General features: G+C 74.5%; 10 protein-coding genes. 4 read left to right on the forward strand and 6 right to left on the reverse strand.

Translation table 11 applies throughout. From position 1 onward, the window contains the following. Positions 1–27: 27 nt before the first annotated feature. Positions 28–930, forward strand: coding sequence for an AAA family ATPase (locus tag ACIGQF_RS23760; RefSeq protein WP_399713630.1), 903 nt, complete (start codon positions 28–30; stop codon positions 928–930). Positions 931–935: 5 nt separating this feature from the next. After that, the gene (locus ACIGQF_RS23765) at positions 936–4,784 is read left to right on the forward strand and encodes an SAV_2336 N-terminal domain-related protein (RefSeq protein WP_399713541.1); all 3,849 of its coding nucleotides are present in this window, start codon (positions 936–938) and stop codon (positions 4,782–4,784) included. A gap of 31 nt (positions 4,785–4,815) precedes the next feature. Here the strand turns inward: ACIGQF_RS23765 and ACIGQF_RS23770 are convergent, their stop codons facing one another. Continuing rightward, a complete protein-coding gene (locus ACIGQF_RS23770) occupies positions 4,816–5,688 on the reverse strand; it encodes a transporter substrate-binding domain-containing protein (RefSeq protein ID WP_399713544.1) in 873 nt (290 codons plus the stop codon). Between the two features lie 229 nt (positions 5,689–5,917). Beyond that, positions 5,918–7,126 (reverse strand): cytochrome P450, encoded by a 1,209-nt coding sequence (locus ACIGQF_RS23775; protein ID WP_399713546.1) that lies wholly within the window; start codon positions 7,124–7,126, stop codon positions 5,918–5,920. 214 nt (positions 7,127–7,340) lie between these two features. Between ACIGQF_RS23775 and ACIGQF_RS23780 the strand changes: the two genes are divergently transcribed. Then, positions 7,341–8,546 (forward strand): macrolide family glycosyltransferase, encoded by a 1,206-nt coding sequence (locus tag ACIGQF_RS23780; protein ID WP_399713549.1) that lies wholly within the window; start codon positions 7,341–7,343, stop codon positions 8,544–8,546. A 46-nt stretch (positions 8,547–8,592) separates the two neighbouring features. Here the strand turns inward: ACIGQF_RS23780 and dmpG are convergent, their stop codons facing one another. Genes dmpG through ACIGQF_RS23795 form a run of 3 tightly spaced genes read right to left on the reverse strand, consistent with a single transcriptional unit; the run spans position 8,593 to position 11,443 of the window. Beyond that, positions 8,593–9,624, reverse strand: a complete 1,032-nt coding sequence (gene dmpG, locus ACIGQF_RS23785; RefSeq protein WP_399713552.1) for a 4-hydroxy-2-oxovalerate aldolase — start codon at positions 9,622–9,624, stop codon at positions 8,593–8,595. After that, positions 9,621–10,598, reverse strand: coding sequence for an acetaldehyde dehydrogenase (acetylating) (locus tag ACIGQF_RS23790; RefSeq protein ID WP_399713556.1), 978 nt, complete (start codon positions 10,596–10,598; stop codon positions 9,621–9,623). The genes dmpG and ACIGQF_RS23790 overlap by 4 nt, the downstream gene beginning before the upstream one ends. After that, positions 10,595–11,443, reverse strand: coding sequence for a 2-keto-4-pentenoate hydratase (locus ACIGQF_RS23795; RefSeq protein ID WP_399713559.1), 849 nt, complete (start codon positions 11,441–11,443; stop codon positions 10,595–10,597). The genes ACIGQF_RS23790 and ACIGQF_RS23795 overlap by 4 nt, the downstream gene beginning before the upstream one ends. Before the next feature lie 139 nt (positions 11,444–11,582). Here ACIGQF_RS23795 and ACIGQF_RS23800 point away from each other — a divergent pair, with 139 nt between their 5' ends. Continuing rightward, positions 11,583–12,308, forward strand: a complete 726-nt coding sequence (locus tag ACIGQF_RS23800) for an IclR family transcriptional regulator (RefSeq protein WP_399713633.1) — start codon at positions 11,583–11,585, stop codon at positions 12,306–12,308. Positions 12,309–12,457: 149 nt separating this feature from the next. Here ACIGQF_RS23800 and ACIGQF_RS23805 read toward each other — a convergent pair whose 3' ends face one another. Then, positions 12,458–13,129 carry a bifunctional 4-hydroxy-2-oxoglutarate aldolase/2-dehydro-3-deoxy-phosphogluconate aldolase gene (locus ACIGQF_RS23805; protein WP_361566849.1) on the reverse strand — a complete coding sequence of 224 codons (672 nt, stop codon included), beginning with the start codon at positions 13,127–13,129 and terminating at the stop codon, positions 12,458–12,460. Positions 13,130–13,562: the final 433 nt, after the last annotated feature.

Below are 13,562 nucleotides of genomic sequence, written 5' to 3' on the forward strand. Positions count from 1 at the left end.
GGCGACGGCGTGGCCCGCCGGCCCGCCATGCCCGAGGCGCCGCCCTGGCGCCGCTTCGGGCACACCCGTACGACGGCGCCCGGCGGCGCGGGACCGGGCGGCGGCCCGTACCTGATCGGCCCGGACCAGGCCGACGTGGTGAGCGCCGCGCTGCACCTGCGCCGCCCGCTGCTGGTCACCGGCCACCCCGGCACGGGCAAGTCCTCGCTCGCGCAGGCCATCGCGCACGAACTGTCGCTCGGCCGGGTGCTGCACTGGCCGGTCAACAGCCGCGCCACGCTGCAGGACGCGCTGTACCGCTACGACGCGGTGGGGCGGCTGCGCGAGGCGTCGCTCCGCCGGGACCGGGACGAACCGGAGCCGGGCATCGGCACGTTCGTCCGGCTCGGTCCGCTCGGTACGGCCCTGGCGCCCCGCGACCGGCCGCGCGTGCTGCTCGTCGACGAGCTGGACAAGGGCGACGTGGACCTGCCCAACGACCTGCTCGCGGTCTTCGAGAGCGGCGAGTTCGAGATCCCGGAACTGGCCCGGCTGCCCGAGGACCAGGCCGACGTGGACGTGCTCACCGCCGACCCCGGTGTCACCGAGCCGGTGCACCGCGGCCGGGTCCGCTGCCGGGAGTTCCCGGTCGTGGTGATCACCAGCAACGGCGAGCGGGACTTCCCGCCCGCCTTCCTGCGCCGCTGCGTCCGGCTGGACCTGCCCGACCCGGACGAGACCCGGCTGCGCGAGATCATCGCCGCCCACCTCGGCCCGGCCATCCTGCCCGAGGTCGACGACCTGCTCACCGCGTTCCTCAACCGCCGCGCGCTCGGCGAGCTCGCCACCGACCAGCTCCTCAACGCCGTCTTCCTGCGCGCGGGCGGCGTGGACATCGACGCCGAGGCGGTACGCAAGGCCGTGCTGCACCGGCTCGGCGGGACGGTGTAACCACGATGCCGGAGCGGGCCCGCCGCATCCTGGGCGACAGCGGAGTGGAGCTGTCGCCGCAGGAGTTGCTGGACGCGCTCTGGCTGGCCACCCGGCTGCCCGCGGCCGAGGAGGACACCGCTCCCCCGGAGCCGCCGCCGGCGGACGACGCCGCGCCACCGGAGAACGCGGACACCGAGCGGCCGGCGGCCCCCGCCGGGCCGGCGTCCGGGCTGCCGAGCCGCGCCCCGGGCCGCACCGCCCACCCCTCGCCGCCCGCCCGCACGCCCCGCCGTGCGGACGCCGGGCACGGCCTGCACGGCGGCTCGCAGCGCACAGCGCCGCGCGGCAAGGAAGCCGGCCGCCCGGCCGTGTCCGTACGCGCCCCCGAGGGCAAGGCCGTCACCGACGCGCTCGCCCTCTCCCGCGCGCTGCGCCCGCTCCAGCAGCAGCGCCCCAGCCCGGTCCGTACGGAGGTCGACGAGGCCGCGACGGTGGATGCGATGGCCGAGACCGGGCTCCCGGACGTGGCCATCCTCCCGGCCCGCGAACGCTGGCTCGACCTGGCCCTGGTCATCGACGACGGCACGTCCATGCTGCTGTGGCAGCGGCTCTGCGGCGAACTGCGCGGCGTACTGGAACGCCTCGGCGCCTTCCGGGACGTACGGGTCTACGGGCTGCACACCCGCGGCGGCGGACGCCCGGCACTGCGCGGCAGCCCCTTCGGGGACGGCCCCGCCAACGGCGACCCGGCCGTGCTCGCCGACCCCTCCGGCGCCACGATGGTGCTCGTCGTCACCGACGGCATCGGCTCGGCCTGGCGCAGCGGCTCGGCACAGGAGGTCCTGGCCGGCTGGGGCCGGTGCGGACCGACGGCCGTGCTCCAGGTACTGCCGCCGCAGATGTGGAAGGGCTCGGGAGTGCGCGCCGACCGCTGGGAGGTGACCTCGCGCGGCCGCGCCTCGGCCAACGCCACCTGGCAGGTGACCGCCTCCGGGCTGCCCCCGGAGCTGGCGTCCTTCCGCGGAGTGCCGATCCCCGTACTGGCACCGCGCCCGGCCTCGGTCGCGGAGTGGGCCCGGCTGGTCGCCTCACCCGGCGGCACGGCCGTACTCCCCCTGCTGCGCACCGCTCCGGCCACGGACGACGGGCTGAGCGAGGTCGCCGCCGCCGCGCCCGCTCCGCCACCGGGCGCCGACGCGGCCACCTCGGCCGTGCTGCGGTTCCGGGACACCGTCTCGCCCGAGGCGTACCGGCTCGCCGCCCATCTCGCGGCGCTCGCGCCCGTGTCGGTACCGGCCATGCGGCTGGTCCAGGAGTCGGTGGCCTGGCCCGCCGAGACCGCGCACCTCGCGGAGGTGTTCTCCGGCGGGCTGCTGCGCGCGGTGCCGCACCCGGCGGAGTACGACGTGCCCGAGCGGCTGCGGCAGTTCGACTTCCCCGCCGCGACGAAGGCCGTACTCCTCGACACCGTGCCCACCGCCGAGCTGCTGGAGACCGGCCTGGCGGTGGGCCGCCGAATGGACGAACTGGTCGGCCGCTCCCCGGACTTCCCCGCCTGGCTGGCCCACCCGGACGGCCCCGACCGGCTGCCGGACCACGCCAGAGCCTTCGCCTGGGTGAACGACGCGCTGCTGGTACGGCTGGGCATCGGCCGTACCGACACCCCGCTGCCGCGACGGCCCGCCGGCCCCTGGCGGGACACCCCGCAGCACGCAGCCCGGCCCGGCACCGCTCCCCCGTCGACCGGCCGCGCCCCCCGGGCCGCCGGCCGGCAGCCGACACGCGGCATCCTCGCCGGCCCCCGCGTCCCCGACGACGACGCCTCCGTGCCCTGGCCCGGCGTGGCCCCGCTGGACGGGGCGCGGGGCGAACGGCTGCTGAAGGCGGCGGTGCTGGAGTCCCTCGACCGCGGCCCGCACACCCACAGCGAGCTGCCGTCCTACCTCTTCCTCGGACCGCCCGGCGGGGGCAAGACGACCCTCCTGCGGCAGCTGGCGGCGCGCGCCCAGGAGCTGGCGGCGCCACTGGCCTGGCTGGACCTGGACGGCCCCGACGGCACGTACGCGTCGGTCACCGAAGTGGCGCTGGAGGCCGCCCGCCAGCTCCACCTGCCCGTGCCGGGGAAGTCCGCGCTGACCTTCCCGTGCTTCACCGGGCTGCTCATCGCCTTCGCGCTGGCGCCCGCACCGCGTGCTGTACGGGAGCTGGGCGAGGCGGCCCGCGGCGCGCTCGGCCGCTTCCCGCTCGGCGACGTCACCGGCACCGTGCGCAAGGGCCTGCAGACCGGCCTGGACACGCTCGGCGACGGCCGCCCGCCCCCCGGCATCGGCACACTGCTGCCGCTCATCGGCGAGCCACGGCTGCGGCTGCGGTCCCTGGAGCGGGCACTGGCCGGCGTCGCCCGGCGCAGCGGCGGCACCCACCGCGACCTGCTGGGCCACTTGCGGCGGCAGCTCGCGGGCCGCCCGGGCGACGCGGGAATCGTGGACGAGGTGCTGCTGCGGGCCCTGCTGTCGGATCTGCGCTCCGCCTACCGCGACGGCTCCCCGCGCCGCCGCGCCACGCACTGCCTCCTGCTGCTGGACAACGCCGACTGCCCGGTGGGCGAGGAGTTCCTCCAGGCGCTGGCCGAGGCGCGGGCGCTGGACAGCGGCGTCACCCCGGCCTGGGACCCGCTGCTGGCCGTGGCCACGGCCGGTACGGTGCCCCGGCAGGTGGACCCGGAGCAGCTGACCGGCCCCGACCTGCGCTACCAGCTCACCCACTGGCGACTGACGCATCGTCAGGAGACCCGGACCGCGGACGACCTCATGGTCGCGCAGCTGGGCGGGCTGTCCCTGGCGGAGGTCACCGAACTGGCCACCGAAACGCTCTACGGCACCCGCGGCCTGCCCCGGCCGCCCGTGCAGCGACCGGCGGCCTGGCTCGGCCGCCTGGTGCACGACCTGACGCGCGGCCACCCCGGCGCGGTCGCCGCACTGCTGGACGCGCTGCCCCTCTTCCCCGAGGACACCGACTGGGCGTACCGGCTGCGCCGCTTGCTCACACCGGCCGGGCAGCGGCCCGACGACGACGGCTGGGACCTCGCCGGGGACCTGCTCGACACGCTGCTGCGGGACGTGCCCCCGGAGGTGCGGGAGCTGCTGCCGCGGGCCGCCGCCGCGGTCGACCTGGACCACGCCTTCACCGCTTGGGGGCTGTGGGGCGACACCGGCGCGGGCGCACAGGGCGCGCTGGCGCACTTCCGCTCGCACGGCCTGCTCACCCCGCCGGTGCAGGACAGCCAGTCCGACCAGCTGCACCCCCTGCTGCGCCATCTGCTCCTGCGCGACCTGGCGGGGCGGCCGGAGGACGACGGGTTCACCTGGCGGCACGCGCACGACGCGCTGCGGCTGCGGGCCCGCGACCACGGCCAGGGCGCGGTGGCCGCGTACCACGCACTGGCGCTGGGCGATCTGCCGACGGCCGCGGCCTTCCTCGGCCGGGTCTTCGAGCAGACGGCCGACCAGACGGCCAGGAACGAGGCGTTCCACCTGGTCCGGCGCGCCCCCGTGCGCGACTACGTCCTCTTCTCCGAGGACTCACCGGTCCGCAGGTACCACCGCCTCGTCCGGCCGCTCGCCCAGTCCGACCCGGCGGCGGCGATGGCACGGGCACTGGGCGCCGCCTGGCTCGCCCCGGAACCGGCCCGCCGCACGGGAAGCGCCGGCGAGCGCCCCGGCGCCCTCCCCGGCCACCCCTACTTCGACCCCCTGACCGACCCCTACGGCACCCTGCTCCCCGCCCTCACCACCGCCCTCACCACGCTCGACCACCACTACCAGGGCAATTGGGGCGCCACATGCACCACGCTGTACGACACGGACGGCTGACACCGCGCCGGAGCGGCTGCGGACACCGGGATCACTTCATCCATTCGTCCTCGTACTTCTCGTACGTGCCGTCGTGCTTCGCCAGGTGGACGAACTGGTCGACGTACTGCTTGAACTGGGTGTCCCTGCGGGGCAGTGCGTAGGCCTTTTCGGCGAAGGTGAAGGGGTCGTCGGGGTGCACGGAGCAGAGCTCGGGGTGGAGCTTGGCCTGGTAGAGCGTCTCGCTGGCGTCGGTCATCATCACGTCGGCGCGGCCCTCGACGATCTCGTCGAAGATCGTGTTGTTGTCCTTGTGGACCTTGATCTTCGCCTCCTTGATGTGCGCCCTGGCGAACTCCTCGTTGGTGCCGCCCGGGTTGACCACGACGGTCGTCTCCGGCTCGTCGATGTCCTTCAGCGTGCGGTACTTCTTCTTGTCCTCGCAGCGCACGATCGGCGTCTTGCCGTCGGTGCGGGTCGGCTCGCTGAAGGCGAGCTTGCGGGCGCGTGGCAGGGTGATGGAGACGCCGCCCACGGCTATGTCGCAGCGCCCGCCGTCGAGGTCGGCGACCAGGCTCGCCCAGGTGGTGGGCACGAACTTCGCCTTGGCGTCCAGGCTCTTCGCCAGGTCACGCGCCATGTCGATGTCGATGCCGCTGTACTTCTCGGTCTTGCGGTCGTAGGACGTGAAGGGGCGGTAGTCGCCGGTGGTGCAGACCCGCAGGGTGCCGCGGCGCGGCACGGTGTCCAGGAGGGTGGGCGCGGTCCGGTGGACGACCTTCTTCTTGGCCTTCTCCGCCTTGGCGGCCTTGGTGGCCGGCGCGGCGGACGGGTCCGGAGTGCCGCCGTCGGCGAACGCGGTGGGGGCCGCCGCGGTGGCGGCGAGAAGGCAGGCGAGGGCGGACAGCGTGACGGCACGCTTCATGGCGACTCCTGTACGCGGCGGGGGGCTGCGGCGTGATCGGGACCGGGCAAGATCAAGAGCTTAAGGCTGGCAGATGCGGCCCGGTCGGTGAAGGGGTGGCCCAGTGGCTGGGACGCGGCGCCCGGATACGGAGACGGGCCGCGCGGCGCGCGCGGCCCGTCGTCGGTCCCGGTGGCGGTGGCGTACGGGGGCGCCGGTTCGGCGGTGGCGTACGGGGCGCCGGTTCAGCTCACCTCACCCGGACCGGGAGGCGGACGGGGCCGCGCATGAGGATGCCGGGGCGCCAGGTGAGCGTGGCGGGGTCGGCGTCCAGGGCGAGGTCCGGGCAGCGCTCCAGGAGGGTGCGGATGGCGATGCGGCCCTCCATGCGGGCCAGCGGGGCGCCGAGGCAGTAGTGGATGCCGTGGCCGAAGGCCAGGTGGCCGCGGGTGTCGCGGGTGATGTCGAAGCTGTCGGCGGTCTCGAACCGGGCGGCGTCCCGCGCGGCCGAGGACAGTCCGACGATCACCGTGTCCCCGGCGGGCAGCAGCGTGCCGCCGATCTCCACCGGCTCGCCGGTGTACCGCCAGGTGCTGGTCTCCACGGGCCCGTCGTACCGCAGCATCTCCTCGACGGCGTTGTCCAGCAGCCCGAAGTCGGCGCGGAGCGCGGCGAGCTGGTCCGGGTGGCGGAGCAGCGCGAGGGTGCCGTTGGCGATGAGGCCGACCGTGGTCTCGTGGCCGGCGACGAGCAGGAGGAAGGCCATGCCCACCAGTTCGTCGCCGGAGAGGCGGTCGCCGTCCTCGTCGGTGGTGCGGATGAGGGTGCTGAACAGGTCGGGGCCCGGGGAGCGCCGCTTCTCCTGGACGAGCTGTCCCATGTAGCGCGCGAGTTCCGCCTCGATGTTCTCCTCGTCGTCCCTGCCGGAGGGGCCATTGGCGGTGACGAACGCGTCCGACCAGCGCCGGAAGCGTTCCCGGTCCAGGTCCGGCACCCCGAGCAGCTCGCAGATGACCGTCATGGGCAGCGGGTAGGCGAGCGCCTCGACGAGGTCGGCACGGCCGTCCGGCGCCGCCTTCTCCAGCATGGAGTCGATCAGGCCGTCCGTAATCTGCTGGACGGCCGGGCGCAGCGCGTCGACGGCGCCGGGGGTGAAGGCTCTGGTGACCAGCCTCCGCAGCCGGGTGTGGCGCGGTGGGTCGCTCTGGAGCATGTTGGCGAGGAGCTGGCCGGTGCCTTCCGCCGGCTGCCACTGCGGGTGGGCCGACCAGTCCTTCCGCAGCCGTGGGTCCATGAGGGCGGCCCTGGCCTCGTCGTGTCCGACGACCAGCCAGACCTCCTGGCCGTCGGACAGCCGCACCCGGTGCACCGGTCCCCGGTCGCGGAGTGCGGCGTAGTGCGGGTGCGGGTCGCTGTTGAAGTCCGGTACGAGCGTGCCGAGTTCGACGATGTCCGTCACGTGTTCTCCCCCTTGCCGCAGGGCCACCGGTAATTCGGTTGGTTACCTCCGGCACCCGAGGCTACGGTGGTGGCATGTATTACCACCAGATCTACGGCTGACACGGCTCCCCGGCGGCGGCTCCGTCCCGCCGCGCCGCCCGCCCGCGCCCGCATCGCCGGTCGCCGGGCCGCTGTGTCCTGCTCCTCCGTAGACCTGAAGTGAGTGATCTTTCATGCGTTCCCGTACCTCCGGGACCTCCCGTACCTCCGGTACGTCGCCGCGCCGCGCCCATATCGCGATGATCGGCAATCCCGTCGTCAGCCACACCCTGCCCGGTATCGAGATCATCCGGGAGCTGGTGGCCCGCGGTCACCGCGTGACGTACGCCAACGACCCGTTGATGCGCGACCTGGTCACGGCCACCGGCGCCGAGCTGCGACCGTACCGCTCCACCCTCCCGGTCGCCGACAACGACTGGCCGGCGGACCCGGTCGAGGCGATGACCGTCTTCCTCGACGACGCCGTGCAGATGCTGCCGCAGCTGCACGAGCTGTACGACGACGACCCCGCGGACCTGTACCTCTACGACATCGGCGGGTACGCGGGCCGCGCGCTCGCCGAGTCGCAGGGGCGGCCCACGCTCCAGATCTCGCCGACGTATGTGGCGTGGGACGGTCCGGACGACATCACCGCGCAGATCCGGGCGCTGCCCGGGGCCGACGCGTACTTCGCGAAGTTCGCCGGCTGGCTGGCCGGGAACGGGGCGACGACGCTGGACCCGATGGAGTTCTCCGGGCGCCCGGTGCGGGCGGTGGCGACGATCCCGCGGGCCATGCAGCCGCATGCCGACCGGGTGGACACCGGGGCGGTGACGTTCGTCGGGCCCTGCTTCGGCGACCGGAGCGACCAGGGCGGCTGGAGCCGTCCGGCGGGCGCGCGGAACGTCCTGCTGGTCTCGCTGGGCTCGGCCTACACCCGGCAGCCGGAGTTCTACCGGCGGTGCCTGGCGGCCTTCGGGGACCTGCCGGACTGGCATGTGGTGCTGGGGATCGGGAAGTACGTCCGGGCGGCGGAGCTGGGCCGTATCCCGGACAACGTCGAAGTGCATTCCTGGCTGCCCCAGTTGGCGATTCTGGAGCAGGCCGACGCGTTCGTCACGCACGCCGGGATGGGCGGCTGCAACGAGGGCCTGTACGCGGGCGTGCCGATGATCGCGGTGCCGCAGGGGGCCGAGCAGTTCGACAACGCCGACCGGTTGGTGTCGCTGGGGGTGGCCCGGCGCATCGACACCGCCGATGCCACTCCCGAGGCGCTGCGCGCCGCCTTGCTGGAGCTGACCTCCGACCCGGAGGTGGCGAGGCGGTCGGCGGCGGTGCGCGCCGAGTCCTTCGGTGGCACGACGCTGGCGGCCGACGTGGCGGAGTCGCTGCTGCCGTGACCGTACGGGGGCCGGCGTCCGTCCGGGCGCCGGCCCCGCGTGCGGCTCAGCTCCGTGCCGCCACCATGTCCAGCGCGACGTCGGTGATCATGTCCTCCTGGCCGCCGACCAGGCCGCGGCGGCCCACCTCGACGAGTACGGCGCGGGTGTCCAGGCCGTACCGCTCGGCTGCCGTCTCGGCGTGCCGCAGGAAGCTGGAGTAGACGCCCGCGTACCCCAGGCTCAGTGTCTCCCGGTCCACCCGCACTTCGCGGTCCTGGAGCGGGCGGACGAGGTCGTCGGCCGCGTCCATCAGCGGGAAGAGGTCGCAGCCGTGCTGCCAGCCCATCAGGTCGGCGACGGCCACGAAGGCCTCCAGCGGGCAGTTGCCCGCTCCCGCGCCCTGGCCGGCCAGGGAGGCGTCCACGCGGGTGACGCCGTTCTCCACGGCGACGACGGTGTTGGCGACGCCGAGCGCGAGGTTGTGGTGGGCGTGGATGCCGAGTTCGGTGGCCGGGTCGAGGACGTCGCGGTAGGCGCGGAAGCGGTCCCGTACGCCGTCCATGGTGAGCCGGCCGCCGGAGTCGGTGACGTACACGCAGTGCGCGCCGTAGGACTCCATCAGCCGTGCCTGGCGGGCGAGTTCGGCGGGCTCTGCCATGTGGGACATCATCAGGAATCCGGCCACGTCCATGCCCAGTTCGCGGGCCGCCGCGATGTGCTGGGCCGAGATGTCGGCCTCGGTGCAGTGGGTGGCGATACGGACGGAGCGGACGCCGAGCGCGTGGGCCTGCTTGAGGTCCTGGACGGTGGCGATGCCGGGGAGTACGAGTGTGGTCGGTACGGCGGTGCGTGCCGCGTCCGTGACGGCCTCGATCCACTCCCAGTCGGTGTGCGCGCCGACGCCGTAGGTGATGCTGGAGCCGGACAGGCCGTCGCCGTGGGCGATTTCGATGGCGCCGACGCCGGCCGCGTCCAGTGCGGCGGCGATGGCGCGGGCCTGGCCGACGGTGTAGCGGTGCCGGATGGCGTGCATGCCGTCCCGGAGGGTGACGTCCTGGACGTACAGGCGGCGGGCTTCGGCCCGGTGCGTGGTCATCGTGCTGCCACCTCGCCGGCGCGGTGTGCGGCGATGCGCTCGGCGGTGCGCAGCGCGGCCGAGGTCATGATGTCGAGGTTCCCGGCGTAGGCGGGGAGGTAGTGGGCCGCGCCCTCCACTTCGAGGAAGACGGAGACCTTGGTGGCGTCGCCGGCCGCTGCCGCCGGGGGCAGCAGTCCGCGCAGCGGGTCGCCGGTGGCCACGGTCTCGAACTGGACGCGCTGCTTGAGCCGGTAGCCGGGTACGTACGCCTGAACGCGGGCGACCATCTCCTCGACGGACGCGGTGACGGCGTCGCGGTCGCACGCCGAGACCAGGCAGTGCACGGTGTCGCGCATGATGAGCGGCGGCTCGGCGGGGTTGAGGACGATCACCGCCTTGCCGCGGGCCGCGCCGCCGACCTGTTCGATGGCGGCGGCGGTGGTCTCGGTGAATTCGTCGATGTTGGCGCGGGTGCCGGGGCCGGCGGAGCGCGAGGAGATCGAGGCGACGATCTCGCCGTAGTGGACGGGGGTGACGGCGGCGACCGCGGCGACGACGGGGATGGTGGCCTGACCGCCGCAGGTGACCATGTTGACGTTGGGCGCGTCCAGATGGACGTCGAGGTTGACGGGCGGTACGACGTACGGGCCGAGCGCGGCGGGGGTCAGGTCCACGACCGTGCGGCCGAGGGCGCGCAGCGTCTCGTCGTGGCGGCGGTGGGCGCCGGCGGAGGTCGCGTCGAAGACGATCTCCACGTCGGCGAACTCGGGGAGCTTCACCAGGCCGTCCACACCGTCGTGAGTGGTGGCGACCTTGAGGCGGCGGGCCCGGGCGAGGCCGTCGGAGTCCGGGTCGATGCCGGCCAGGGCGACGGCCTCCAGGCTCGTGGAGAGCCGCAGCACCTTGATCATCAGGTCGGTGCCGATGTTGCCGGAGCCGATGATCGCGACCTTCGTGCGGGTGCCGGAGCCGGCCGGGTTTTCGGTGGTCACCGTCGCTCTCCTTCCGTCTCTTCGGTCTCCGCCGCGAACCGTGCCTGTACGGAGCCCAGGTCCGAGATGTGCGCCTCGAAGAGGTCGCCGGGCGCGGCGGGCACCATCGGGCCCAGCGCGCCGGTCAGCACGAGGTCGCCGGCGCGCAGCGGGTCGCCCGCTTCGGCGAGCGAGGAGGCCAGCCACGCGGCCGCGTTGAGGGGGCTGCCGAGGCAGTCGGCGCCGGTACCGACCGAGACCTGCTCGCCGTTGCGGTTCATGGTCATCCGTACGCCGCGCAGGTCCAGCCGGGTCACCGGCACGGGCGCGCTGCCCAGGACGTACAGGCCGGAGGAGGCGTTGTCCGCGATGGTGTCGACGATGGAGATGTCCCAGCCGGCCACCCGGCTGTCCACGATCTCCAGTGCGGCCAGCGCGCAGTCGGTCGCGCGCAGCACGTCGGCGATCGTGCAGTCCCGGTGCGGCAGGTCCTCGGCCAGGACGAGCGCGACCTCGGCCTCCACCTTGGGCTGGAGCAGCCGGCGGGCCGGGACGGGCGTGCCCTCGGGCACCGCCATGTCCGCGAAGAGCGCGCCGAAGTCGGGGCGGTCGACGCCGAGCTGGGCCTGTACGGCGGGTGAGGTCAGTCCGGTCTTGCGGCCGACGATCCGGCGGCCGGCGGCGAGGCCGCGCCGCACGGTGAGCCGCTGGACGGCGTACGCGGCGGCCAGGTCGCCCTCGGGCAGCAGGCCGCGTACGGGCGGGCAGGGGACGCCGGTACGGGCGGCCTCCGCCAGGATGTCGGCGGCCTTGGCGACGGCGGGTGGCACGTCGTCGGCGCGTACGGGATCGGGCGGGGTCGGCATGCGCGGTCTCCTGGTCGGGCGGGCGGAAGAGGCGGCGGGGCTCCCGAACGCGGGCCCCTCGGCGTGGGCTCCGGTATAGACGTGGCGCCTCGAAGGGGACAATGTTCGTTCCGTGACACGGAACGAGACGGGCACCAGCATGCTCGACAAGGCCGCGCTGATCGTGGAGTCCTTCCGCCCGACCGGCGGTCCGTACCGGCTGGCGGAACTGGCGCAGCGGTCAGGGCTGCCCAAGCCGACCGTGCACCGGCTGGCGGCCGACCTCGTGCGGCTGGGCTGGCTGGAGCGCACCGGCGACGGCCGCTACCGGCTCGGCGGCCGGCTGTTCGAGCTGGGGTCGCTGGTGCCGCGGCGGCGGGATCTGCGCGAGGCGGCGCTGCCGTTCCTCCAGGACCTCTTCGAGGCAACCCGCGAGACCGTGCACCTCGGGGTGCGCGAGGGCATGGAGGTGGTCTACCTGGAGCGCATCCACGGGCACGACGCGCTCCGACTGCCCTCGCACATCGGCCACAGCCTGCCGCTGAGCTGCACGGGGGTGGGCAAGGCGCTGCTGGCCTTCTGCGGTACCGAGCTGACCGAGGAGGTGCTGTCGCGGCCGCTGCCGCGCCTGACGGCGCACTCGATCACCGATCCGGCGCGCATGCGGATGGCGCTGGAGAAGACGCAGGTGTCCGGGCTGGCCTACGAGGAGCAGGAGGCGGTGCTCGGGGTCAGCTGCATCGCGGCCCCGGTCTTCGCGGGCGGCGACGCGGTGGCCTCGCTCTCGGTCGCCGTGCCGCGCGCCCGCTTCCGCCCGGCCCAACTCGCCCCGGCGGTCCGCACGGCGGCCCTGGGGCTGTCGCGCATGCTGCGCGGGGGAATCTGAGCCGGGCGCACCGTACGGGCCTCAGGCGGGCGTACGGGCGCTCCTGAGGCGACGGCGCGGGCGGGTGCGCGGGCCGGGGCTCGGGCCTCGTACAGGTCGGGGCTCGGGCCTCGTACAGGTCGGGGCTCGGGCCTCGTACCGGCCGGTCCTCAGACCTCGTACAGGTCCAGCGAGCTGAGGCCCGGCGTCATGGACGGCGGGGCGGCGTCGGCGAGGAGCGGGAGGAGGGCGGCGGCGCGCTTGGTGACCGTGTCGCGGTCGCCGGCGGAGAGCGCGGTGCCCATGCCGACCGCGACCGCGCCGGCGGCGATCCACTCCGGGGCGTTCTCGACCGTCACGCCGCCCGTCGGCACCAGCGGCGCCTGGGGCAGCGCCGCGCGGACGTCCCGGAGCCAGCCGGGGCTGTGGCCGGAGGCCGGGAAGAGCTTCAGGGCGTCGGCGCCCAGCTCCAGGCCGCGCACCATCTCGGTGGGCGTGGCGACGCCGGCGAACACCGGGACGCCGTAGCGGTGGCCGGTGCTGATCACCTCGGCGTCCAGATGGGGTGAGACCAGGAAGCGGGCGCCGGCGTCCACGGCCATCCGTGCGGAGGCCGCGTCCAGGACCGTGCCCGCGCCTATGATCGCGTCGTCGCCCAGCTCACGGGTGAGCGTGGTGACCGCCTCCAGCGCGAACGGCGTGGTGAGAGAGATCTCCAGGCTGGTGATGCCGGCCGACAGCAGTGTGTCGGCCGTGGCGCTGGCCTCGTCGTAGGTCTCACTGCGGACGATGGCGAAAACGCGCTGAGCCAGTGCGGCCCGGGTGATCTCCCAGCGGTACACGACAGCTCGCCGCCCTTTCCTGATCCGTCCCGCACACGGCGTCGCCGCCGTGCCCCCGGGGAACTGTTCCGGTGCGCCGGTGGTCGGGCTCCGCCGCAGGTGGCCGCCTTGAGGCCACTTTCGCCGCCGATGCCCGCCCGGTCGCTGTTTCCACCGAAACGCTACCGGCAACGACTGACAATCCCTCAGCGGGGGGTGCGACCCGGTTGCCGGGCGACCCCGCGCGGACCGGCGCGCCGGAGTACGCGGCGCCGTACGGGACAGGGAAAGCGTCGGGAAAAACAGCGGCGGGGGGGGGGGCCCCCCCCCCCCCCCCCCCCCGCCCCCCCCCCCCCCCCCCCCGCGGCAGTTGGCGGTGAGGGACCCGTAGGCAAGGGGTGGGGCGAAGTGTCGTTCTTGGGGAACTGGCGACGCGGCGGTACGCCGCAGTTCG

It is taken from the genome of Streptomyces sp. NPDC053560, assembly GCF_044544605.1.
GTDB lineage: Bacteria > Actinomycetota > Actinomycetes > Streptomycetales > Streptomycetaceae > Streptomyces.

What these genes read in the sequence shown, in the direction of transcription:
- ACIGQF_RS23760 (WP_399713630.1), top strand. Translation starts at nt 28, where the DNA reads ATGCCCGAGGCGCCGCCCTGGCGCCGCTTCGGGCACACCCGTACGACG.
- ACIGQF_RS23765 (WP_399713541.1), top strand. Translation starts at nt 936, where the DNA reads ATGCCGGAGCGGGCCCGCCGCATCCTGGGCGACAGCGGAGTGGAGCTG.
- ACIGQF_RS23770 (WP_399713544.1), bottom strand. Translation starts at nt 5,688, where the DNA reads ATGAAGCGTGCCGTCACGCTGTCCGCCCTCGCCTGCCTTCTCGCCGCC.
- ACIGQF_RS23780 (WP_399713549.1), top strand. Translation starts at nt 7,341, where the DNA reads ATGCGTTCCCGTACCTCCGGGACCTCCCGTACCTCCGGTACGTCGCCG.
- dmpG (WP_399713552.1), bottom strand. Translation starts at nt 9,624, where the DNA reads ATGACCACGCACCGGGCCGAAGCCCGCCGCCTGTACGTCCAGGACGTC.
- ACIGQF_RS23795 (WP_399713559.1), bottom strand. Translation starts at nt 11,443, where the DNA reads ATGCCGACCCCGCCCGATCCCGTACGCGCCGACGACGTGCCACCCGCC.
- ACIGQF_RS23800 (WP_399713633.1), top strand. Translation starts at nt 11,583, where the DNA reads ATGCTCGACAAGGCCGCGCTGATCGTGGAGTCCTTCCGCCCGACCGGC.